We start from the raw sequence: 20,600 nt of genomic DNA on the forward strand, positions 1-20,600 counted from the left end.
GACCGTGCGTCGGTGCAAGCCCGTCAGCTTGTCACAGGTATTCGACAGTAAATTGAAACGATCCGAAGAGGCGAATCGTCAGGCGGAAGGTGCGCCGTCGGGCGGGGGCGCGGTCGCGCGACGGCGCGCACGCTTCGACGCGCCGTTGACGAGCGCCCAGCGCAGCACGGGTGCGACGGCCCGTACGCCGGGCCGGACCACCGCGCGTCGCAACGGCGCGAACGTCGATACGCGGAGCATGCGCTGCGCCCACGGCGGCAGCAGGTCGATCCCGGCATGCATCATCAGCGACGCGGCCGGCCGCAGCGCGGGCTTCGCGACCGGGACATTCAGCAGGATGGCCATCACTTCGAAGGTATGCGGCCCGGCCTCGAGTTCGGGCTGCATGCGCGCGAGATACGCGGCGACCTCGGCGCGCGAACGGGGCACCTCGTGCGCGCCGAGCAGTTCGGCGATCAATGCCGTTTCGGCGTAATAGCGATCCTGCAATTCTCCCGACAGCGCCGGATTTACGTAGCACAGATGCGCGGCGAGGAAGCTCGATACTTCCGCGATATGCACCCAGGTCAGCAACGCCGGATCGTCGGCGCGGTACGGCCGACCGTCGGGCGCGGTACCTGATACGCGCGAGTGGATCGTTTTCACGCGCTCGATCAGTGCGAGCGCGTCCGCGCGACTGCCGAACGTCGTGCCCGTGATGAACGTGGCGGTGCGCCGCAAGCGGCCGAGGATGTCGGTGCGAAATGACGAGTGATCCCAGACGCCCGCGAGCGCGAGCGGATGGAGCGCCTGCAGCAGCAGCGCGGCGATGCCGCCCGTCATCATCGACGTGAAGTCGGCATGCACGCGCCAGCAGACGGCGTCGGGGCCAAACAGCCCGGGATCGCCGGGCGGCGAAGAGAGATCGAGCGACGGGCCGCCGCCGCCCACGGTCAGGTGCGTGATGCCGGCGACGAGCCGCTTGCGGATCGGCTCGGCCCAGCGCGGGCCCGGTGCGGGTGCGGCGGGGTGGCGGCTAGGCGGCGTCGTCATGGCTGGCGTGGCTCGGGCGGCCGGTTACTTCCCGGCGGGCGTATCCCACATGCCGCGTTCGGTGCTGCCGGCGTCGGGCGCGGAGAGCCCGAAGTGGCGATATGTGAGCAGCGTCGCGACACGCCCGCGCGGCGTGCGCTGCAGGAAGCCCTGCTGGATCAGGTACGGCTCGAGCACGTCCTCGATCGTGTCGCGTTCCTCGCCGATCGCGGCTGCCAGGTTGTCGATGCCGACCGGGCCGCCGTCGAACTTGTACAGGATCGCTTCGAGCAGCTTGCGGTCCATCAGGTCGAAGCCGACCGGATCGACGTCGAGCATCGCGAGCGCGGCATCGGCCACCGCCGCGGTGATCTGGCCGTCGGCCTTCACTTCCGCGAAGTCGCGCACGCGGCGCAGCAGCCGGTTCGCGATCCGCGGCGTGCCGCGCGAGCGCTTCGCGATTTCCAGCGCGCCGTTCGGATCGATCTGCGCGTTCAGCAGCGACGCCGAGCGCCGCACGATGCGCGACAGTTGATCGGCGTCGTAGAACTCGAGGCGCGAGACGATCCCGAAACGGTCGCGCAGCGGGTTGGTCAGCATCCCCGCGCGGGTGGTCGCACCGACCAGCGTGAACGGCTGCAGGTCGAGCTTCACGCTGCGCGCGGCCGGACCTTCGCCGATCATGATGTCGATCTGGTAATCCTCGAGTGCCGGATACAGGATTTCCTCGACGACCGGCGACAGCCGGTGGATCTCGTCGATGAACAGCACGTCGTTCGCTTCGAGGTTCGTCAGCAGTGCGGCGAGATCGCCCGCGCGCTCGAGCACGGGGCCCGACGTCTGCCGCAGGTTCACGCCCATCTCGCGCGCGATGATGTGCGCGAGCGTCGTCTTGCCGAGACCCGGCGGCCCGAACAGCAGCACGTGGTCGAGCGGCTCGGAGCGGCGCTTGGCGGCTTCGATGAAGATCTCGAGCTGGCCGCGCACCTTTTCCTGGCCGACGTAGTCGTCGAGCTGGCGCGGCCGCAGCGCGCGTTCGAACACCTCCTCGTGCGACGAGGTGGGCGTGGCGGCGATGATCCGCTGCTCGGTGGCGAGTTTGTCGGTTTCAATCATGCGGCCATTGTACCGCGCGCCGCTCGCGGTCCGAACTGGCCGAACGGCCGACTGGCGCGCGCCGCGCGGCGGCGCGACACTGCGTCCGACAGTCGGTTCTGGCGGGCGTTATGCCTTCGACAGCGCCTTCAGCGCGAGCTTGATGCCTTCGGACACGCCGGTGCCGGCCGGCACGTTCTTGATCGCGGCGAGGCCTTCCTTTTCGGAGTAGCCGAGCGCGAGCAGCGCGTTGACGATGTCGGTCGCATGGTCGGATGCCGACGCGGCGCCGGCGAGCGCGCCGAGGTCGGCGCCGAGCTTGCCCTTCAGCTCGAGCAGCAGGCGCTCGGCCGTCTTCTTGCCGATGCCGGGCAGGCGCGTGAGGCGTGCGGCGTCCTGCATCGTCACGGCCTGCGCGAGCTCCTGCACGCTCATGCCGGACAGCACGGCGAGCGCCATGCGCGCGCCGATGCCGGTGATCTTCAGCAGCTCGCGGAAGGTCGTGCGCTCCTGCGGCGTCAGGAAGCCGTACAGCAGGTGCGCGTCCTCGCGGACGATCTGCTGCGTGAGCAGCACGACGCGCTCGCCCGTCTGCGGCAGGTTGTAGAAGGTGCTCATCGGCACGTCGATTTCGTAGCCGACGCCGTTGCAGTCGACGAGCAGGTGAGGCGGGTTCTTTTCGAGCAGGATGCCGGCGATGCGACCGATCATGGATGGCGGGATGCGAGGAAGAAAGCGCGAGTGTAGCGCACGCGCGGCGCAATGCCGATGGGCCAGGCCGTCAGGCCGAGGCGGTGCGTGTCGCGTGTGCGCCGCGCGCGGGCAAGACGGTCAGCCCGGCGCGCCGTGCGATGGCGCACGCCGGCATCAGCCGACCAGCCGCCCGCGCCGCACGCGCAGCCCTTTCTTCGCGAGCGCCGGTGCGAGGCCGCCGAGCGTGCCGAGCGTGTTGCCGCCGTGCGCATGGCAGATCGCCATGCCGAGCGCGTCGGCCGCATCGGAGCCCGGTTGTCCGGAGAGGTTGAGCAGCCGCGTGACCATCTCCTGCATCTGCGTCTTGGTCGCGCGGCCGTAGCCCACTACGGCCTGCTTGAGCTGCAGCGCCGTGTATTCGGCGACCGGCAGCCCGCCCGCGACGAGGCCGCAGATCGCGGCGCCGCGCGCCTGGCCGAGCAGCAGCGTCGACTGCGGGTTCACGTTGACGAACACCTTTTCGATTGCGGCCTGGTCGGGCGCATGTTCGCGCACGATCGTCGACACGCCCTGGAAGATCGTGCCGAGCCGGGTGGCCAGATCGGCCGTCGGCGTGCGGATCACGCCGCTCGTGACATAGGCGAGCCGGTGGCCGCTGACGTCGATGACGCCGAAGCCGGTGACGCGCAGGCCGGGGTCGATGCCGAGAATTCGCATGAGTGAGGAGAGAGGCGTGATGCAGCGATACTACAACGAATGGTGCGGCGAGCTGGCCGCAAGGTCGCGCGCGCCGGCGCCGCGCAATAAAAAACCCGGCGGGTGCGACGCCGCCGGGTTTTCGTGCAACGGCCGCGCGGGCCGCATGCGATCAGTGACGGAAGTGGCGCACGCCCGTCAGGATCATCGCGATGTTGTGCTCGTCGGCTGCCGCGATCACTTCGTCGTCGCGCACCGAGCCGCCCGGCTGGATCACGCAGGTCGCGCCGGCCGCCACGACGACGTCGAGGCCGTCGCGGAACGGGAAGAACGCATCCGACGCGACGGCCGAACCGGCCAGCGTCAGGCCGGCATTCTGCGCCTTGATGCTCGCGATGCGCGCGGAATCGACGCGGCTCATCTGGCCTGCGCCGACGCCGAGCGTCATGCCGTTGCCGCAGAACACGATCGCGTTCGACTTCACGTACTTCGCGACGCGCCACGCGAACAGCAGGTCGTCCATTTCCTTCGGCGTCGGGTGGCGCTTCGTGACCACGCGCAGCTCGTGCGGCTGCACGTTCTTCGAATCGAGCGACTGCACGAGCAGGCCGCCGCCCACGCGCTTCAGGTCGAATGCGTTATGGCCGTCGCCCAATGCGATTTCGAGCAGGCGCACGTTCTGCTTCGCGGCGAACACCTGCTTCGCGGCGTCGGAGAACGACGGCGCGATCAGCACTTCGACGAACTGCTTCGCGACAGCCTGCGCGGCCGCTTCGTCGACTTCGCGGTTGAACGCGATGATGCCGCCGAACGCGGAGGTCGGGTCGGTCTGGAACGCCTTCGCGTACGCGTCGGCCGAGTCGTTGCCGACCGCGACGCCGCACGGGTTCGCATGCTTGATGATCACGCAGGCAGGCGCGTCGAACGTCTTCACGCATTCCCACGCCGCGTCCGAATCCGCGATGTTGTTGTACGACAGTTCCTTGCCCTGCAGCTGGCGGTAGTTCGCGAGCGCGCCGGCCGGCGTCGAGATATCGCGGTAGAACGCCGCGCTCTGGTGCGGGTTTTCGCCGTAGCGCAGGTCCTGCACCTTGTCGAACGCCATGTTCAGCGTCGCCGGGTACGCATTGCGCGATGCGTGCTTCAGCTCGTCGGTCAGGCTCGTCAGGTAGTTCGTGATCGCGCCGTCGTATTGCGCGGTGTGCGCGAACACCTTCGTCGCGAGGCGGAAGTTGGTCGGGTAGCCGACCGTGTTGCCGTTCGCCTTCATTTCATCGAGCACGACCGCGTAATCGGCCGGATCGACGACGACCGTCACGTCGCGGTGGTTCTTCGCAGCGGAGCGCAGCATCGTCGGGCCGCCGATGTCGATGTTCTCGATCGCGTCGGCGAGCGTGCAGTCGTCCTTCGCGATCGTCGCGACGAACGGATACAGGTTCACGACGAGCAGGTCGATCGTCGGGATGCCGTGCTGTTCCAGCGCCTGCATGTGCTCGGGCAGGTCGCGGCGCGCGAGGATGCCGCCGTGCACCTTCGGGTGGAGCGTCTTCACGCGCCCATCGAGCATTTCCGGAAAGCCCGTGTAGTCGGCCACTTCGGTAACGGGCAGGCCCGCGTCGGCGAGCAGTTTCGCGGTGCCGCCCGTCGACAGCAGCTTGACGCCGAGGTCGGACAGCGACTTCGCGAAGTCGACGATGCCGGTCTTGTCGGAAACGGAAATGAGCGCTTGCTTGATCATGATGGAACCACCAATAGCCAGGGAAACGGGGACGGGACGGCCGACTACAGCAGGCCGTGCTGCTGCAGCTTCTTGCGCAGCGTATTGCGATTGATGCCGAGGTACTCCGCGGCGAGCGACTGGTTGCCGCCTGCCTGTACGAGCACGACCTCGAGCATCGGCTTTTCGACGCAGGACATCACCATTTCATAGACGTCGTGCGGATTGGAGCCGTCTAGATCCCGGAAATACACGTCCAGGCTCTCGCGGACACATTGTTCGATGTTGTGCTTGCTCATGCTGCTAACTGGTTATGGTCGTCCGACTCGCCCTGGCCGTTTTCCTCTTCGTCATCGACGTAGACGAGATGGTCCGACAGCGCCTTTTGCGCCTCGAAGAATGCATTGACGGCGGCGAGCTGCTCGCGGGAGGAATCGAGCGTGTTCATCCTGTGCCGGAACCCGTTGGCACCGGAAAGGCCGCGAGTGTACCAGCCGATGTGCTTGCGCGCAGTACGGACTCCCGTGAATTCACCATAGAAAGCGTAGTGGTCTTCCAGGTGTTCGTTCATCACGTGCTGGATCTCGTCGATCAACGGCGGGGGCAGCAGCTCGCCGGTTTGCAGGAAATGATCGATTTCGCGGAACAGCCACGGCCGTCCTTGCGCGGCACGACCGATCATCAATGCGTCGGCGCCCGTTGCGTCGAGCACGGCCTTCGCTTTTGCGGGCGACGTGATGTCGCCGTTCGCGACGACCGGAATTCGCACGGCCGCCTTCACGGCCGCGATGGTGTCGTATTCGGCGTCGCCGCGGTACAGGTCGGCGCGCGTGCGGCCGTGCACGGTGAGCATCGAGATGCCGGCGGCTTCGGCCAGCCGCGCGACCGTGATCGCGTTCTTGTGCTCGCGATCCCAGCCGGTGCGGATCTTCAGCGTGACGGGCACCGCATCGGGCCCCGTGCCGACCGCCGCGACGACGGCCTCGACGATCCGCTGCACGAGCGGCTCGTTCTGCAGCAGCGCGGAGCCGGCCGCGACGTTGCAGACCTTTTTCGCCGGGCAGCCCATATTGATGTCGATGATCTGCGCGCCGTTGTCGACGTTGTAGCGTGCCGCTTCGGCCATCATCGCCGGGTCGGCGCCGGCGATCTGCACCGCGATCGGCTCCACTTCGCCTTCGTGGTTCGCGCGCCGCATCGTCTTCGCGCTTTTCCACAGCTGCGCGTTGGACGCGACCATCTCGGACACGGCGTAACCGGCCCCCAGCCGCTTGCACAGCTGGCGGAACGGACGATCCGTCACCCCGGCCATCGGGGCGACGAACAGGTTGTTACGCAATACGTGAGAGCCGATAACGGGCATCGCAATGGCACCGCCCGCGACCGGCGCGGGCATGAAAAGGGCGGAGGGAAAACGCGTATTTTACCGTATTCCCATGTCCCGCCGATTTGACCCGGTTTGTGTGGCGCGCCCGCGCGTCAGTTGCGCTGGCCGAACATCATCTGGCGCGCGATCGCCTTCTTGAGCGGCGGCACGAATTCGAGCGCGGTGAGCGCGGCGCCGCGCAGCAGCGGGAGCGGGCCCGTGTCGATCGTGAACAGCCGCGCCAGCGTGTCGGTCGCGCCGATCGTGAAGCGCCGGTCGAGCGCGCGGCGAGCGTTGAAGGTCGCAAGTGCGGTCGCATCGAAGCGCTGCGCGGACAGCGCGTCGACGAGCGTATGCGCGTCGCGCAGCCCGAGGTTGAGCCCCTGGCCCGCGACGGGGTGCAGGGTTTGCGCGGCATTGCCGACGATCGCGACGCGGCCGCTGACGAGCGTTTGCGCGGCGTTCAGCCCGAGCGGGAACGATGCGCGGCCCGCGATCGCGACGAACTGGCCCATGCGTTCGCCGAACGCGCTGCCGAGCTCGCGCAGGAACGTGTCGTCGGGCAGCGCCGCGCGGCGTGCCGCTTCGTCGGGCGTGCAGCACCAGACGAGCGCGTAGTCGGCCTGGCGCGGCCCGCCGAGCGGCAGCAGCGCGAGCGGGCCTTCGTGCGTGAAGCGTTCCCATGCGACGTTCGGGCGCGGCGCCGATACCGTGACCGTGCCGACGAGCGCGGTCTGCCCGTAGTCGCGGCGATGCTTGCCGGCGTCGGCGTGCTGTTCGTGGAACAGCCCGCCTTCGGCGTTGATGACGATGCGCGCGCGCAGCGTGCGCTCGCCCTGCGGGCCGTCGAGCGTCAGCGTGACGCCGTCGGCGTCCTGCTGCGGCGCGCGCGCGGTGGTCGACGTGAGCCAGTCGACGCGTGTGCCGCGCACGGCGTCCGCGAGCGCCTGCACGAGCGAGCCGTAGCGCACGACATAACCGAGCGCGGCGAGGTCGTGCTCGTCGCGGTCGATCAGCGTGCGGCCGAAATGGCCGCGCTGCGATACGTGGATATGCTCGATCGGCGTTGCGTCGGCAGGCCACGCGAGCGTGTCGAGCAGCACGCGGCTGCCGTGCGAGACGGCGATCGCGCGCGGGTCGTTTGCGCTCGCGGCCGGTTCGCGCGCATCGATCAGCGCGATCGACGCGTGCTGCGTTGCGCTGCGGCGCGCGAGCCAGCCGGCGAGCGCGAGCCCGACGGGGCCCGCGCCGACGATGGCGAGGTCGTAATCCGGTGTGGCCGGGGAGGAAGCGGTCGTCATCTTGATTCGTGAAACGGAGGTAACGGTCGGCAGCGGCCGGTCATGCGCCCGCGCGCATCAGCGCTTCGATCTCGGCGGCGTCGACAGGCACGCCGCGCGTGATCAGCTCGCAGCCGTGCTCGCGCACGATTGCGTCGTCCTCGATGCGGATGCCGATGTTCCAGTACTCGGGCGGCACGTCGTCGGCTGCGCGCACATACAGGCCGGGCTCGACCGTCAGCGTCATGCCGGGCTTCAGCGTGCGCCACGGCAGTGCGCCGTTGCCGTCGCGCTCGGCGAGCCGCTCGCGGTAGTCGCCGCAGTCATGCACGTCCATGCCGATCCAGTGGCCCGTGCGGTGCATGTAGAAGCGCGTGTACGCGCGCTCGGCGATCACGTCGTCGACGTTCGAGAAGCGTGCTTTCGGGATGATGCCGGTATCGAGCAGCCCCTGCGCGAGCACGCGCACGGCCGCATCGTGCGGCGCCTCGAACGGCACGCCCGCGCGCGTCGCATCGATCGCGGCCTGCTGCGCGGCGAGCACGATGTCGTATAGCGCGCGCTGCGCGGGCGAGAAGCGCCCGTTGGCCGGGAACGTGCGCGTGATGTCCGATGCGTAGCCGTCGAGTTCGCAGGCGGCGTCGATCAGGATCAGGTCGCCGTCCTGCGCGGCCGCGTTGCCGGCCAGGTAGTGCAGCACGCACGCGTTCGCGCCGGCCGCGACGATCGAGCCATACGCAGGCGCCTGCGCGCCGTGCTTGCGGAACGTATACAGCAGCTCGGCCTCGAGTTCGTATTCGCGGATGCCGGGGCGGCACGCCTGCATCGCGCGGCGGTGCGCGAGCGCGGAGATGTGCGCGGCGCGCATCATGATCGCGAGTTCGTGTTCGTCCTTCACGAGCCGCATGTCGTCGACGAGCGGCGTGAGGTCGAGCATCGCGTCCGGCGCGGCGACGCCCGAGCGCGCCTGCGCGCGCACCGCGTCGAGCCAGCCCGCGAGCTGCCGGTCGAAGTCGGCCGACGCGCCGAACCGGTAGTGCACGGTGCCCGCATCGGCGAGCAGGCGCGGCATCTCGGTGTCGATCACGTCGACCGCGAACGCCGCGTCGAAGCCGAACGCATCGCGTGCGGCTTCGGGCCCGTAGTGGAAGCCTTCCCAGATCTCGCGGTCGACGTTCTTGCCGCGGCAGAACAGGATCGACTCCGGCGCGCCGTGCGGCGCGGCCGCGTTCAGCACGAGCACGGCATCCGGTTCGGTGAAGCCCGTCAGGTAGTGGAAGTAGCTGTCGTACCGGTACGGGTAGGCCGTATCGCGGTTGCGCAGCAGTTCCGGCGCGGTGGGGACGATGGCGACGCCGCCGCCGGCGGCGCGCAGTGCGGCAAGCACGCGTTCACGGCGCTGGCGGTAGACGTCGACGGCGATGGCGGTATCGTGGGGCGCATTCATCGTGCGATTGTAGCGCCGGCGGACGCGGCGCGTGAGAGAGGGGCGGGAAGCCGCGCCGGAAGGACCGCTACGGCGGCTGTTGCAAACCATCCACAGGCCGGCCGGGCGATTTTCTACCGCGCGCCGCTGGCCGGTTATGATCGGCGACAACGTATACTCTCGGCGGTTCCCTTAAAAAGGCAGATGATGAAATTAATCGGTTCGCTCAGCAGCCCGTACGTCCGAAAGGCGCGGATCGTGCTCGCTGAAAAGAAGATCGACTACAAGCTGGAGCTCGAGAACGTGTGGGCGCCGGAGACGGATATTCATGCATCGAATCCGCTCGGCAAGGTCCCGTGCCTCGTGATGGAAGATGGTGCCGCGGTGTTCGATTCCCGCGTGATCTGCGAATACGTCGATACGCTGTCGCCGGTCGGCAAGCTGATTCCGCCGTCGGGCCGCGAGCGCGTCGAAGTGCGCTGCTGGGAAGCGCTGGGCGACGGCGTGCTCGACGCGGCGGTCGCGATTCGTCTCGAACACACGATGCGCGACGAGGCGCAGCGCAGCGCGAGCTGGATCGCGCGCCAGCAGCGCAAGATCGACGATGCGCTCGTTGCGATGTCGCAGGGTCTTGGCGGCAAGACGTGGTGCGTCGGTAATCATTACTCGCTCGCCGACATCGCGCTCGGCTGCGCGCTCGGTTATCTCGACTTCCGGATGCCCGAGGTCAACTGGCGCGATCGCCACCCGAACCTCGACAAGCACTTCGTGAAGCTGCTGCAGCGGCAGTCGTTCGCCGACACGCTGCCGCAGAACTGAGCCGCTGCCGGCCACGCAGTCACACATTCGGCAGACGAAAGAAAAGCGCCCCGCGGGGCGCTTTTCTTTTTGCCGGGCCGCCCGGAGCGGGGCGGTTGCGAGCGTCACTCGATCGACGCGTAGACGGTTTCGCCGAGCGTGAACGAATCGCTGCGCGCAATCGGCCACCACTTGTCGTACAGAGAGAAGCCGCAATGGTTGCCGTCGAGCAGCGCGCCGGGCTTCAGGTATTTCAGCAACTGCGACATCAGCCGGACCTCGTGCGGCGCGATGCGCTGCACGATGTGATGCGCGCGCAGCTCGGACGGATGCGCGAGGCCGGCCGCCTGCACGAGTTCCTGCAGCGCGTGCAGCGTATTGCGGTGGAAGTTGTACACGCGGTCGGCCTTGTCGGGCACGACGAGCGCGCGCTGGCGCACCGGGTCCTGCGTCGCGACGCCGGTCGGGCAGCGGCCCGTGTGGCAGGTCTGCGCCTGGATGCAGCCGACCGCGAACATGAAGCCGCGCGCCGAGTTCACCCAGTCCGCGCCGATCGCGAGCGTGCGCGCGACGTCGAACGCGGTGATGATCTTGCCGCTCGCGCCGATCTTCACGCGGTCGCGCACGCCGATCCCGACGAGCGTGTTGTGCACGAGCAGCAGCCCTTCCTGCAGCGGTACGCCGACGTGGTCGGTGAATTCGAGCGGCGCCGCGCCCGTGCCGCCTTCCGCGCCGTCGACGACGATGAAGTCCGGCACGATGCCGGTCTCGACCATCGCCTTCGCGATCCCGAAGAATTCCCACGGATGGCCGACGCACAGCTTGAAGCCGGTCGGCTTGCCGCCCGACAGCGTGCGCAGCCGTTCGACGAATTCGAGCAGCCCGCGCGGCGTCGAGAATTCGGAGTGCGTCGCGGGCGAGATGCAGTCCTTGCCCATCGGCACGCCGCGCGTCTCGGCGATCTCCGGCGTGATCTTCGCGGCCGGCAGCACGCCGCCGTGGCCGGGCTTCGCGCCCTGCGACAGCTTCACCTCGATCATCTTGACCTGCGGATCGGCGGCCTGCTTCGCGAACTTGTCGGGGTTGAACGTGCCGTCGTCGTTGCGGCAGCCGAAGTAGCCCGACGCGATTTCCCAGATGATGTCGCCGCCGTTCTCGCGGTGGTACTTCGACAGCGAGCCTTCGCCGGTGTCGTGCGCGAAACCGCCTTTCTTCGCGCCGAGGTTCAGCGAGCGGATCGCGTTCGCGGACAGCGAGCCGAAGCTCATTGCCGAGATGTTGAAGATTGAGATGTCGTACGGTTGCGCGCGATTCGCGCCGACGCGGATGCGGAAATCGTGGTTCGGCAGCTTGGTCGGCGCGAGCGAGTGGCTGATCCATTCGTGCGCGACGGCCTTCACGTTCAGCTCGGTGCCGTACGGGCGATTGTCGGCGACGTTCTTCGCGCGCTGGTAGACGAGGCTGCGCTGCGCGCGCGAGAACGGTTTCTCGTCGGTGTCGTCCTCGACGAAGTACTGGCGGATCTCGGGGCGGATGAACTCGAACAGGAAGCGGAAATGGCCCCAGAGCGGGTAGTTGCGCAGGATCGCGTGACGGTCCTGCTTCAGGTCGTACAGGCCGAGCGCGACGAGGGCGGCGGGGATCAGGATCCACAGCCAGGAGAGTGCGTGGATCGACGCGAGCGCGGCCGTCGCGGCGAGCAGCAGGACGGCACACCACATCGCCAGATAGCGTCGTGAAAGCATGGGGACTCCGTAAGAATCTTGAAATGCCGCCATGCGTGCGCTGCGCGGCGGCACGCCGACCGCGGCGGAATCGTGTTCCGCCGGGCGCGGCGTGCCGCAAGTCTAAACCGAATAGGTGTCAGCGTGCTTCGGCGAGCGCCGGTGCGTGGCCTTCCGCGGCTGCGGCCTGGCCGGGCTGGCCGGTTGCCGCGAACTCGATGATGCCGCCGCCGAGACAGATCTCGCCGTCGTACAGCACGGCCGACTGGCCGGGCGTGACGGCCCACTGCTCGGCGTCGAACGCGAGCGAGAAGCGCTCGCCGCCGGCATGCGCGAACGTGCACGCGGCATCGGCCTGCCGGTAGCGCGTCTTCGCGCCGCACGCGAAGCCTTCCGCCGGCGGCTCGCCGGCGACCCAGCTCACGTTGCCGGCGACGAGCTGCCGCGACAGCAGCCACGGATGATCGTGGCCCTGCACGACATACAGCGTGTTCGACGCGATGTCCTTCGCGGCGACGAACCACGGCTCGCCGCTGCCGCTCTTGCTGCCGCCGAGGCCGATGCCCTTGCGCTGGCCGAACGTGTAGAACGCGAGGCCGATGTGCTCGCCGACGACCTTGCCGTCGGGCGTCTTCATCGGGCCCGGTTTCGTCGGAAGGTAGCGGTTCAGGAAATCGCGGAACGGCCGTTCGCCGATGAAGCAGATGCCGGTCGAATCCTTCTTCTTCGCGTTGGGCAGCCCGATCTGCGCGGCGATCTCGCGCACCTTGGTCTTCGGGATCTCGCCGAGCGGGAACATCGTCTTCGACAGTTGCGCCTGGTTCAGCCGGTGCAGGAAGTACGACTGGTCTTTCGTATGATCGAACGCCTTCAGCAGTTCGAAGCGCCCGTCGCGCTCGCGCACGCGCGCGTAGTGGCCGGTCGCGATCATTTCGGCGTCGAGCGACATCGCGTGATCGAGGAACGCCTTGAACTTGATCTCGGCGTTGCACAGCACGTCGGGGTTCGGCGTGCGGCCGGCCGAGTATTCGCGCAGGAACTCGGCGAACACGCGGTCCTTGTACTCCGCCGCGAAGTTGACGGCTTCCACGTCGATGCCGATCAGGTCGGCCACCGACACGACGTCGATCCAGTCCTGGCGCGTCGAGCAGTATTCGCCGTCGTCGTCGTCTTCCCAGTTCTTCATGAACAGGCCGACCACGTCGTAGCCCTGTTCCTTCAGCAGCCACGCGGTCACCGACGAATCGACGCCGCCCGACATGCCCACCACTACACGGCGCTTGCTCATTTGTTGACCGCCTGACGTTCGAATGCTTCGGGGCGCGGCGCGACCGAATGCGTGTGCACGAAATCGAGCGGAATGCGCCGCCCGGCGAGATAGTCGTCGACGCATCGCATCACCGCGGGCGAGCGGTGGCGCTCGCTGCATGCACGCAGTTCGTCGGCCGTCATCCACAGCGTGCGGACGATGCCGTCGTCGAGCACGTGGCCCGCGACCGGCTCGCCGGCCGTGCCGCAGAACGTGAAGCGCAGGTAGGTCGCGCCGGCGGTGCCGGGGCGGTCGTAGTGCGCGAGATAGACGCCGACGAGCGCGTCGGGCGTGAACGGGTGCGCGGTTTCCTCGAGCGTCTCGCGGATCACGGCGTCGGCCAGCGTTTCGCCTGCTTCGAGATGGCCGGCCGGCTGGTTGATGCGCAGGCCCGTCGAGGTTTCTTCCTCGATCACGAGAAAGCGGCCGGCGTGCTCGACGAGCGCGGCGACCGTCACATGCGGGGTCCAGATTTCGGGTTTCATGGTTCGGCATTTTACCGGTTGCGCCCGAACGCTGCCCGGCGTCTGATCTGACGATAGGCGAATCCGACCCTCGCAAACCGGCCGTCCTGCCGATGCGTGGCGCTGCGAGTCGAGTGAATGTCGCATTCGCGCACGATCGTGCGGAATGTACTGGCGCGACCGTCGCTTTCGGTTAAAGTGCAGCGTGAACGCCGTTGCCCGTGAGCCGGTAAGTCAGCCTGTCCGGCTCGTTGTGCAGTAAAAATCGCAAGAAAAGAAATACTGACAATGACTGGAGGAACTGACGATGCATATTGGAGTGCCTGCTGAAACGCGGGCGAACGAGGCGCGTGTGGCCGCGACGCCGGAAACCGTGAAGAAATACGCGGCTGCCGGCCATCGCGTCAGTATCGCGAAAGGGGCCGGCGTCGCAGCCAGTTATCCCGACCAAGCCTATGCGGCCGCCGGTGCCGAATTGACCGACCAGTCGGCTGCTTTTGATGCCGACATCGTGTTGAAGGTCCAGGCGCCCACCGACGCGGAACTGCCATCGCTGAAGCGCGGCTCCGTGCTGGTCGGCATGCTCGAGCCGTTCAACGGCGAGCAGGCGGCGAAACTGGCCGCGGCCGGCGTGACGGGCTTCGCGCTCGAAGCCGCGCCGCGCACGACGCGCGCGCAGAGTCTCGACGTGCTGTCGTCGCAGGCGAATATCGCGGGCTACAAGGCCGTGCTCGTCGCCGCGGCGCTGTATCCGCGCTTCTTCCCGATGCTGATGACGGCCGCAGGCACCGTGAAGGCCGCGCGCGTGCTGATTCTCGGCGCGGGCGTCGCTGGCTTGCAGGCGATCGCGACCGCGAAGCGGCTGGGCGCCGTGATCGAGGCTTCCGACGTGCGGCCGGCCGTGAAGGAGCAGATCGAGTCGCTCGGCGCGAAATTCCTCGACGTCCCGTTCGAAACCGACGAAGAGCGCGAGGCCGCGCAGGGTGTCGGCGGTTATGCGCGCCCGATGCCGCCGTCGTGGCTCGGCCGCCAGGCCGCGCTCGTGCACGAGCGTGCGAAGCAGGCCGACATCGTGATCACCACCGCGCTGATTCCCGGGCGCCCGGCGCCGACGCTGATCTCGGTCGAAACCGCGCAGTCGATGAAGCCGGGCTCGGTGCTGGTCGATCTCGCGGCCGGCCGCGGCCCGGAATTCGACGGCAGGAAGAGCGGCAACTGTCCGCTGACGGTCGCCGACCAGGTGATCGTGCACAACGGCGTGACGATCGCCGGCTACACGAACCTCGCATCGATGGTCGCGTCGGACGCGTCGGCGCTGTACGCGCGCAACCTGCTCGACTTCATGAAGCTGATCGTCACGAAGGAAGGCACGCTGAACATCGACCTGACCGACGACATCGTCGCCGCGACGCTGCTGTGCCGCGACGGCGAAGTCACCCGCAAATAACGGAGGAGACCATGGAAGTCATCAATCACACGGTGATCAACGTGATCATCTTCGTGCTGGCGGTGTACGTCGGCTACCACGTCGTCTGGAACGTCACGCCGGCGCTCCATACGCCGCTGATGGCCGTGACCAACGCGATCTCGGCGATCGTGATCGTCGGCGCGATGCTCGCGGCGGCGCTCACCGTCGGCGTGACCGGCAAGTTCTTCGGCACGCTCGCGGTCGCGCTCGCGGCCGTCAACGTGTTCGGCGGCTTTCTCGTGACGAGGCGAATGCTCGAGATGTTCCGCAAGAAGGAGCCCAAGCGTGTCGAGGGCGGCAAGGAGGGCGCGCGATGAGCATGAACGTCGTTACCCTGCTGTACCTCGTCGCATCGGTGTGCTTCATCCAGGCGCTGAAGGGCCTGTCGAACCCGAAGAGCGCGCGGCGCGGCAACCTGTTCGGGATGGTCGGGATGGCCATCGCGATCCTCACGACGGTCGCGCTGATCGTCAAGCAGGCGGCCTGGCTCGGCGCGAACCTGCCGCTCGGCATTGCGCTGGTGCTCGGCGCGCTGGTCGTCGGCGGCGCTGTCGGTGCGTTCGTCGCCGCGCGCGTCGAGATGACGAAGATGCCGGAACTCGTCGCGGCGATGCACTCGCTGATCGGTCTCGCGGCCGTGTGCATCGCATATGCGGTGGTGTCCGAGCCGGAAGCGTTCGGGCTCGTGCCGCAGGACGCCGTCGCGTCGAACTTCATCCCGTACGGCAACCGCGTCGAGCTGTTCATCGGCACGTTCGTCGGCGCGATCACGTTCTCCGGGTCGGTGATCGCGTTCGGCAAGCTGTCGGGCAAGTACAAGTTCCGGCTGTTCCAGGGCGCGCCGGTCGTGTATGCGGGCCAGCACCTGATCAACCTGATGCTCGCGATCGCGATGCTCGGCTTCGGCATCCTGTTCGTCATCACGCAGGCGTGGCTGCCGTTCATCATCATGACGGCGATCGCGTTCGTGCTCGGCGTGCTGATCATCATCCCGATCGGCGGCGCGGACATGCCGGTGGTCGTGTCGATGCTGAACTCGTACTCGGGGTGGGCCGCGGCCGGCATCGGCTTCTCGCTGAACAACGCGATGCTGATCATCGCCGGCTCGCTGGTCGGCTCGTCGGGCGCGATCCTGTCGTACATCATGTGCCACGCGATGAACCGTTCGTTCTTCAACGTGATCCTCGGCGGCTTCGGCGGCGAGGCGGCCGCCGGCGGCGCGGCGGGCGCGCAGGAGCAGCGGCCGGTGAAGTCGGGCTCGGCCGAGGATGCGTCGTTCATGCTCGGCAACGCGGAATCGATCGTGATCGTGCCGGGCTACGGGCTGGCCGTCGCCCGCGCGCAGCACGCGCTGAAGGAGCTGACCGACAAGCTGATCGAGAAGGGCGTCGACGTGCGCTATGCGATCCATCCGGTTGCCGGGCGGATGCCGGGGCACATGAACGTGCTGCTCGCGGAAGCGGAAGTGCCGTACGACATCGTGTTCGAGATGGAGGACATCAACGGCGAGTTGGGTCAGGCCGACGTGGTGCTGGTGCTCGGCGCGAACGACGTCGTGAACCCGGCCGCGAAGAACGATCCGAAATCGCCGATCGCGGGGATGCCGATCATCGAGGCGTACAAGGCGCGCACGGTGATCGTCAACAAGCGTTCGATGGCGGCCGGCTACGCGGGCCTCGACAACGATCTCTTCTACATGGACAAGACGATGATGGTCTTCGGCGATGCGAAGAAGGTCATCGAGGACATGGTGAAGGCCGTCGAGTAGCGTACGCACCGGCAACGCGGGCGCCTGCTTCAATGCAGGGGCGGTCCGCCCGGACAGGCCCGACCGGCGCAAGCCGGCCGGGTCTTTTTCATGGGTGCGACGAGGTTCGCGATGCACGCGGCGATCGCATCCCGCACGCGCACGATCGCCGGACCGCCGGACCGCCGGATCGCATCAGCGCATCGGCGCTTCCGCGATTCGCATGTAGTCGGCGATCCGCCGTCCTTCCATGTCCGGAAACTGCTCGTGCACGGTGATGTCGCCCATCCGCGCGATGTCGAAGGTGCGGAAATCGTCGCGCAGCTCGCACCACGCGCCGATCGTCCAGCGCCCGCCCCAGTAGACGAGCCCGAGCGGCCACACGCGGCGTTGCGAATGCGCGCCGAGCCGGTCGCGGTAGCCGAAGCTGACGATGTGGCGCGTGTCGATGGCCTGGTGGATCGCGTCGACCTTCGCGCAAAACGTCTCGTCGATGTGGAACGACGGCGCGAACACGGGCAGGCGGTCGAGCGCCGTGCGCTTGTCGGCCGGCATCGCCGACGCGATCTTCGCAAGCGCCGAGCGGGCGCCGCTCGCGAAGCGCGCACCGCCCCAGGTCTCGAGCATGCGCGCGCCGGTGGCGAGCGCCGCGAGCTCCTCGGCCGTGAACGTGAGCGGCGGCAGGCTTGCGTTGCGGTTCAGCCGGTAGCCGATGCCGGCTTCGCCTTCGATCGGCACCCCTGACAGTTGCAGGTCGCGCACGTCGCGATAGACCGTGCGCGGCGACACCGACAGCCAGTCGGCCAACTGCTGCGCGGTCGTGAGACGGCGCCCGCGCAACAGCTCGGCGATCTGGAACAGGCGGTCGGCACGGCGTGTCATGGCAGCACCTCGATTCCAACGGCTAAGGGGACTTCGCGATGATAGCGCCGCACCGCCCCGATGACCGATGCGCTCAATGGCATTTCGGCGCGTGCAGGCCGACGCGGTTGCCTTCGGTATCGATCAGGTAGCCGATGTAGCCGTAGTTGTTCGGCAGTTCGACGACCGAGCCCTGCACGACGCCGCCCGCGCGCTTCGCGCGCTCGAGCGCCGCGACGACCGAGTCGCCGGCGTTCAGGTAGACGAGCACGCCGTTCGCGCTCGGCTTCATCTGCTGCGGATCGAACACGATGCTGCCGCCCGTGCTCGACGCCTCGTGATCGAACATCGCCATCGGCACGCCGCCGATGACTTCGCGCTGCAGCGTGGTTTGCAGCACGGTTTCGTAAAAGCGGATCGCGCGGTCGAAATCGAGGGACGGAATGTCGAACCAAGCGATTGCGCGTTCCAGGGTTGCGGTGGCAGTTGCGGACGTCATGACGAACTCCTTGTTGCGTTGTTATTCGGGTTCTGTGTGGAAACCAGCGTTGCATTGCGCCGGGATTGCAGTGTGATCGCGGCCTGCTGACACCGTATTGTCAGTAGAGTTGTCATCCTTGACATGCAACCATTTGGTTGCATAATAAGACCATCGACCCGGGAGCGGCATGGATCTCGTTTTCAAGGCGCTGGCCGATGCCACGCGCCGTCAGTTGCTCGACCTGCTGCATGCGAAAAGCGGCCAGACCCTGTCCGGGCTGTGCGACGGACTCGCGATGAGCCGGCAGGCCGTGAGCAAGCATCTCGCGCTGCTCGAGGCCGCGAACCTCGTCTCGACCGCATGGCGCGGCAGGGAGAAGCTGCATTACCTGAATCCGGTGCCGATCCACGACATCGCGGAACGCTGGATCGGCAAGTTCGAGCGTCAGCGCCTGCAGGCGCTGGCGGATCTCAAGCGCGGGCTGGAAGCGGCCCGCGGCACAGGAGACGACGATGAGTAATCCCGCCTTTGTGTACGTGACCTTCATCGCGGCGACGCCCGAGCGCGTGTTCGACGCGCTGACCAACGCCGAGCTGACGAAGGACTACTGGGTACGGCATCGCAACGCGTCGCCCGACTGGCGGCCGGGCTCGCGATGGGAACATCAGGACTACGACGATCCGTCGCGGGTCGACATCGTCGGCGAAGTGGTCGAGAACGATCCACCGCACCGGCTGGTCGTCACGTGGCGTACGCCGTCGGGAGACGGCGAGGAATCGCGCGTGACCTATCTCGTCGAGCCGCACGAGGGCGTCGTGAAGCTGACCGTCACGCACGACGGGCTCGTGGCCGGTTCGGAGATGGATCGCGGGATTCGCGGCGGGTGGCCGGTCGTGCTGTCGAGCCTGAAGACGCTGCTCGAGACGGGGCACGCACTGCCGTTCACGATGGGGCGCTGGTCGAAGTCGAAGCACTGACGCGCGCCGGCGGGAGGAGCGCGCGGGCGCCGCGATGGCGGTACCGCGCAATGGTGTCGCTTACGCGTCGCCTTCCGGCGCGGCCGGGCGCGCCTTCACGCTGCCGGCGATCAGGTCGAAGCGGAACAGCCGGCATTCGAGCGCGCCGTTGAACAGCGGCGTCTTCGCCGATTCGCGCAGCCGCAACTGGCCCGGCAGCGAACGGTCGGACGTCAGCAGGAACGCCTGCCAGCCCGTGAAGCGCTGTTTCAGCGCATCGCCGAGCGCGTTGAAGAACTCGCTGTCCGGCGCGTCGGTGTGCGTGCGGCGGAACGCGTCGTCGTTGCCGCGGTTGCGGCCCGTCTCGCGCACTTCGCCGCGCGCACTGCGGCCGCGCACCTCGATCCGCTCGCCGTACGGCGGGTTCGCGAGGATGATGCCCGGCCCGTCGCACGGCGGCGTCATCCCGCGTGCGTCGACCTGCTTGAGCCACACCGACGGCACGCCCGCGCGCTCGAGGTTCGCGCGCGCCTTCTCGAGCATGTCGCCGGAAATGTCGCTGCCGTACACGCCGAGCGCATCGCCGCGCTTGCCGCGCGCCGCGCGCTTCGCGTCCAGCGCCGGGACCTTCAGCCCCTGCCACGCGGTGATGTCGTACTGCTTGAGCTTTTCGAAGCCGAACCGGCGTTCGACGCCCGGCGCCACGCCGAGCGCGATCTGCGCGGCTTCCGCGAGGAACGTGCCGCTGCCGCACATCGGGTCGTACAGCGGCGTGCCGGGCGTCCAGCCCGTCAGGCGCAGGATGCCGGCCGCGAGGTTTTCGCGCAGCGGCGCCGCGCCCTTGTCGAGGCGCCAGCCGCGCTTGAACAGCGGCTCGCCCGACGTGTCGAGGTACAGCGTGCACTCGTTGGCCGTCAGGAACGCGAACACGCGCACGTCCGGCGCACCCGTGTCGATGCTCGGGCGGGCGCCGGTCTTGTCGCGCATCCGGTCGCAGATCGCGTCCTTCACGCGCAACGTCGCGAATTCGAGGCTTTTCAGCGGCGACTTGATCGCGGTGATGTCGACGCGCAGCGTCTGCGTCGCCGCGAACCAGCGCTCCCATGGCTGCTCGAGCGCGAGTGCATAGACATCCTGCTCGTTGCGGTACGCGCGGTGCGCGATCTTCAGCAGGATCCGGCTCGCGATCCGCGAATGGAGGTTCGCGGCCATGCCGGCGGCCCAGCCGCCGCTGAAATGGACGCCGCCCGGCACCTGCGCGCCCGCGGTGAACGGCGCGCCGTTCAGGTGGCGGCCGGCGATTTCGGCCAGCTCGGCGGCAAGCGCCGCTTCGAGGCCGCGCGGGCAGGGGGCGAAGAATTCGTACAGGGTGGGCGAGGACATAAGGCGGGTGAGGACGTGCAAAAGTCCACCATTGTACGCGGCGCGGGCGACCGGGGCCGGCGTTTCGGCGCGGCGACGCAGGCGCGACGGCCGCGTTCGCGCGGGGAGGCCCGGCGCAGCGGCGC

21 protein-coding genes are annotated in these 20,600 nt (G+C 68.0%); 6 read left to right on the forward strand and 15 right to left on the reverse strand.

The features are described 5' to 3' along the window. Positions 1-78: 78 nt before the first annotated feature. The 9 genes from ACPUER_RS25025 to ACPUER_RS25065 all read right to left on the reverse strand — a co-directional run bounded on the left by ACPUER_RS25025 (position 79) and on the right by ACPUER_RS25065 (position 9,305). Positions 79-1,032 (reverse strand): oxygenase MpaB family protein, encoded by a 954-nt coding sequence (locus tag ACPUER_RS25025; RefSeq protein WP_310138246.1) that lies wholly within the window; start codon positions 1,030-1,032, stop codon positions 79-81. Between the two features lie 24 nt (positions 1,033-1,056). Beyond that, the gene (ruvB, locus tag ACPUER_RS25030; protein WP_034182744.1) at positions 1,057-2,127 is read right to left on the reverse strand and encodes a Holliday junction branch migration DNA helicase RuvB; all 1,071 of its coding nucleotides are present in this window, start codon (positions 2,125-2,127) and stop codon (positions 1,057-1,059) included. Positions 2,128-2,235: 108 nt separating this feature from the next. After that, the gene (ruvA, locus tag ACPUER_RS25035) at positions 2,236-2,817 is read right to left on the reverse strand and encodes a Holliday junction branch migration protein RuvA (protein WP_425132406.1); all 582 of its coding nucleotides are present in this window, start codon (positions 2,815-2,817) and stop codon (positions 2,236-2,238) included. A gap of 156 nt (positions 2,818-2,973) precedes the next feature. Next, complete coding sequence (gene ruvC, locus ACPUER_RS25040) at positions 2,974-3,516, reverse strand: crossover junction endodeoxyribonuclease RuvC (RefSeq protein WP_310138242.1); 543 nt, start codon at positions 3,514-3,516, stop codon at positions 2,974-2,976. A gap of 151 nt (positions 3,517-3,667) precedes the next feature. After that, positions 3,668-5,233: a bifunctional phosphoribosylaminoimidazolecarboxamide formyltransferase/IMP cyclohydrolase gene (gene purH, locus ACPUER_RS25045; RefSeq protein WP_034182747.1), complete on the reverse strand. Its 1,566-nt coding sequence runs from the start codon at positions 5,231-5,233 to the stop codon at positions 3,668-3,670. 44 nt (positions 5,234-5,277) lie between these two features. Then, a complete protein-coding gene (locus ACPUER_RS25050) occupies positions 5,278-5,511 on the reverse strand; it encodes a Fis family transcriptional regulator (protein WP_006476892.1) in 234 nt (77 codons plus the stop codon). Beyond that, a complete protein-coding gene (gene dusB / locus ACPUER_RS25055) occupies positions 5,508-6,575 on the reverse strand; it encodes a tRNA dihydrouridine synthase DusB (protein ID WP_174421738.1) in 1,068 nt (355 codons plus the stop codon). The genes ACPUER_RS25050 and dusB overlap by 4 nt, the downstream gene beginning before the upstream one ends. A gap of 116 nt (positions 6,576-6,691) precedes the next feature. Further along, positions 6,692-7,879, reverse strand: coding sequence for a UbiH/UbiF/VisC/COQ6 family ubiquinone biosynthesis hydroxylase (locus tag ACPUER_RS25060; RefSeq protein ID WP_425132407.1), 1,188 nt, complete (start codon positions 7,877-7,879; stop codon positions 6,692-6,694). 40 nt (positions 7,880-7,919) lie between these two features. Next, on the reverse strand, positions 7,920-9,305 hold the full coding sequence (locus ACPUER_RS25065; RefSeq protein WP_425132408.1) for an aminopeptidase P N-terminal domain-containing protein: 1,386 nt from the start codon (positions 9,303-9,305) through the stop codon (positions 7,920-7,922). Positions 9,306-9,491: 186 nt separating this feature from the next. On the opposite strand from ACPUER_RS25065, the gene ACPUER_RS25070 reads away from it, so the two are divergent. After that, positions 9,492-10,103: a glutathione S-transferase family protein gene (locus tag ACPUER_RS25070; protein WP_175963147.1), complete on the forward strand. Its 612-nt coding sequence runs from the start codon at positions 9,492-9,494 to the stop codon at positions 10,101-10,103. 104 nt (positions 10,104-10,207) lie between these two features. Here ACPUER_RS25070 and ACPUER_RS25075 read toward each other — a convergent pair whose 3' ends face one another. The 3 genes from ACPUER_RS25075 to ACPUER_RS25085 form a co-directional block, all read right to left on the reverse strand. Next, positions 10,208-11,827, reverse strand: coding sequence for an FMN-binding glutamate synthase family protein (locus ACPUER_RS25075; protein WP_072436307.1), 1,620 nt, complete (start codon positions 11,825-11,827; stop codon positions 10,208-10,210). A gap of 118 nt (positions 11,828-11,945) precedes the next feature. Beyond that, positions 11,946-13,094: a tRNA 2-thiouridine(34) synthase MnmA gene (mnmA, locus tag ACPUER_RS25080; protein ID WP_175963067.1), complete on the reverse strand. Its 1,149-nt coding sequence runs from the start codon at positions 13,092-13,094 to the stop codon at positions 11,946-11,948. Then, on the reverse strand, positions 13,091-13,600 hold the full coding sequence (locus ACPUER_RS25085) for an NUDIX hydrolase (protein WP_049030822.1): 510 nt from the start codon (positions 13,598-13,600) through the stop codon (positions 13,091-13,093). The genes mnmA and ACPUER_RS25085 overlap by 4 nt, the downstream gene beginning before the upstream one ends. A gap of 286 nt (positions 13,601-13,886) precedes the next feature. Between ACPUER_RS25085 and ACPUER_RS25090 the strand changes: the two genes are divergently transcribed. From ACPUER_RS25090 to ACPUER_RS25100, 3 genes are read left to right on the forward strand one after another with little or no spacing between them, the layout of a single operon-like run. Beyond that, positions 13,887-15,026: a Re/Si-specific NAD(P)(+) transhydrogenase subunit alpha gene (locus ACPUER_RS25090; RefSeq protein ID WP_034182753.1), complete on the forward strand. Its 1,140-nt coding sequence runs from the start codon at positions 13,887-13,889 to the stop codon at positions 15,024-15,026. Between the two features lie 11 nt (positions 15,027-15,037). Next, positions 15,038-15,364: an NAD(P) transhydrogenase subunit alpha gene (locus ACPUER_RS25095; RefSeq protein ID WP_034182754.1), complete on the forward strand. Its 327-nt coding sequence runs from the start codon at positions 15,038-15,040 to the stop codon at positions 15,362-15,364. Beyond that, positions 15,361-16,815: an NAD(P)(+) transhydrogenase (Re/Si-specific) subunit beta gene (locus ACPUER_RS25100; RefSeq protein ID WP_425132409.1), complete on the forward strand. Its 1,455-nt coding sequence runs from the start codon at positions 15,361-15,363 to the stop codon at positions 16,813-16,815. Before ACPUER_RS25095 ends, ACPUER_RS25100 begins: the two co-directional genes overlap by 4 nt. 174 nt (positions 16,816-16,989) lie before the next feature. Here ACPUER_RS25100 and ACPUER_RS25105 read toward each other — a convergent pair whose 3' ends face one another. Together ACPUER_RS25105 and ACPUER_RS25110 are read right to left on the reverse strand one after the other, a co-directional pair. Then, on the reverse strand, positions 16,990-17,676 hold the full coding sequence (locus ACPUER_RS25105) for a helix-turn-helix transcriptional regulator (RefSeq protein WP_034182756.1): 687 nt from the start codon (positions 17,674-17,676) through the stop codon (positions 16,990-16,992). Between the two features lie 73 nt (positions 17,677-17,749). After that, entirely contained in the window at positions 17,750-18,154 is a 405-nt protein-coding gene (locus ACPUER_RS25110; protein WP_072436303.1) for a VOC family protein, read from the reverse strand. A gap of 169 nt (positions 18,155-18,323) precedes the next feature. On the opposite strand from ACPUER_RS25110, the gene ACPUER_RS25115 reads away from it, so the two are divergent. Beyond that, complete coding sequence (locus ACPUER_RS25115) at positions 18,324-18,656, forward strand: ArsR/SmtB family transcription factor (RefSeq protein WP_175963065.1); 333 nt, start codon at positions 18,324-18,326, stop codon at positions 18,654-18,656. Then, positions 18,649-19,113, forward strand: a complete 465-nt coding sequence (locus tag ACPUER_RS25120) for an SRPBCC family protein (RefSeq protein ID WP_175963064.1) — start codon at positions 18,649-18,651, stop codon at positions 19,111-19,113. Before ACPUER_RS25115 ends, ACPUER_RS25120 begins: the two co-directional genes overlap by 8 nt. A gap of 60 nt (positions 19,114-19,173) precedes the next feature. Here the strand turns inward: ACPUER_RS25120 and ACPUER_RS25125 are convergent, their stop codons facing one another. Beyond that, positions 19,174-20,475: a THUMP domain-containing class I SAM-dependent RNA methyltransferase gene (locus ACPUER_RS25125; RefSeq protein ID WP_072436300.1), complete on the reverse strand. Its 1,302-nt coding sequence runs from the start codon at positions 20,473-20,475 to the stop codon at positions 19,174-19,176. Positions 20,476-20,600: the final 125 nt, after the last annotated feature.

The sequence above is a fragment of the Burkholderia sp. DN3021 genome (genome assembly GCF_049805555.1).
Taxonomy (GTDB): domain Bacteria; phylum Pseudomonadota; class Gammaproteobacteria; order Burkholderiales; family Burkholderiaceae; genus Burkholderia; species Burkholderia pyrrocinia_C.

Bases quoted from the DNA above. Each gene is read 5' to 3' on its own strand.
- ACPUER_RS25025 (WP_310138246.1), bottom strand. From the start codon at position 1,032: ATGACGACGCCGCCTAGCCGCCACCCCGCCGCACCCGCACCGGGCCCG.
- ruvB (WP_034182744.1), bottom strand. From the start codon at position 2,127: ATGATTGAAACCGACAAACTCGCCACCGAGCAGCGGATCATCGCCGCC.
- ruvA (WP_425132406.1), bottom strand. From the start codon at position 2,817: ATGATCGGTCGCATCGCCGGCATCCTGCTCGAAAAGAACCCGCCTCAC.
- ruvC (WP_310138242.1), bottom strand. From the start codon at position 3,516: ATGCGAATTCTCGGCATCGACCCCGGCCTGCGCGTCACCGGCTTCGGC.
- purH (WP_034182747.1), bottom strand. From the start codon at position 5,233: ATGATCAAGCAAGCGCTCATTTCCGTTTCCGACAAGACCGGCATCGTC.
- ACPUER_RS25050 (WP_006476892.1), bottom strand. From the start codon at position 5,511: ATGAGCAAGCACAACATCGAACAATGTGTCCGCGAGAGCCTGGACGTG.
- dusB (WP_174421738.1), bottom strand. From the start codon at position 6,575: ATGCCCGTTATCGGCTCTCACGTATTGCGTAACAACCTGTTCGTCGCC.
- ACPUER_RS25060 (WP_425132407.1), bottom strand. From the start codon at position 7,879: ATGACGACCGCTTCCTCCCCGGCCACACCGGATTACGACCTCGCCATC.
- ACPUER_RS25065 (WP_425132408.1), bottom strand. From the start codon at position 9,305: ATGAATGCGCCCCACGATACCGCCATCGCCGTCGACGTCTACCGCCAG.
- ACPUER_RS25070 (WP_175963147.1), top strand. From the start codon at position 9,492: ATGAAATTAATCGGTTCGCTCAGCAGCCCGTACGTCCGAAAGGCGCGG.
- ACPUER_RS25075 (WP_072436307.1), bottom strand. From the start codon at position 11,827: ATGCTTTCACGACGCTATCTGGCGATGTGGTGTGCCGTCCTGCTGCTC.
- mnmA (WP_175963067.1), bottom strand. From the start codon at position 13,094: ATGAGCAAGCGCCGTGTAGTGGTGGGCATGTCGGGCGGCGTCGATTCG.
- ACPUER_RS25085 (WP_049030822.1), bottom strand. From the start codon at position 13,600: ATGAAACCCGAAATCTGGACCCCGCATGTGACGGTCGCCGCGCTCGTC.
- ACPUER_RS25090 (WP_034182753.1), top strand. From the start codon at position 13,887: ATGCATATTGGAGTGCCTGCTGAAACGCGGGCGAACGAGGCGCGTGTG.
- ACPUER_RS25095 (WP_034182754.1), top strand. From the start codon at position 15,038: ATGGAAGTCATCAATCACACGGTGATCAACGTGATCATCTTCGTGCTG.
- ACPUER_RS25100 (WP_425132409.1), top strand. From the start codon at position 15,361: ATGAGCATGAACGTCGTTACCCTGCTGTACCTCGTCGCATCGGTGTGC.
- ACPUER_RS25105 (WP_034182756.1), bottom strand. From the start codon at position 17,676: ATGACACGCCGTGCCGACCGCCTGTTCCAGATCGCCGAGCTGTTGCGC.
- ACPUER_RS25110 (WP_072436303.1), bottom strand. From the start codon at position 18,154: ATGACGTCCGCAACTGCCACCGCAACCCTGGAACGCGCAATCGCTTGG.
- ACPUER_RS25115 (WP_175963065.1), top strand. From the start codon at position 18,324: ATGGATCTCGTTTTCAAGGCGCTGGCCGATGCCACGCGCCGTCAGTTG.
- ACPUER_RS25120 (WP_175963064.1), top strand. From the start codon at position 18,649: ATGAGTAATCCCGCCTTTGTGTACGTGACCTTCATCGCGGCGACGCCC.
- ACPUER_RS25125 (WP_072436300.1), bottom strand. From the start codon at position 20,475: ATGTCCTCGCCCACCCTGTACGAATTCTTCGCCCCCTGCCCGCGCGGC.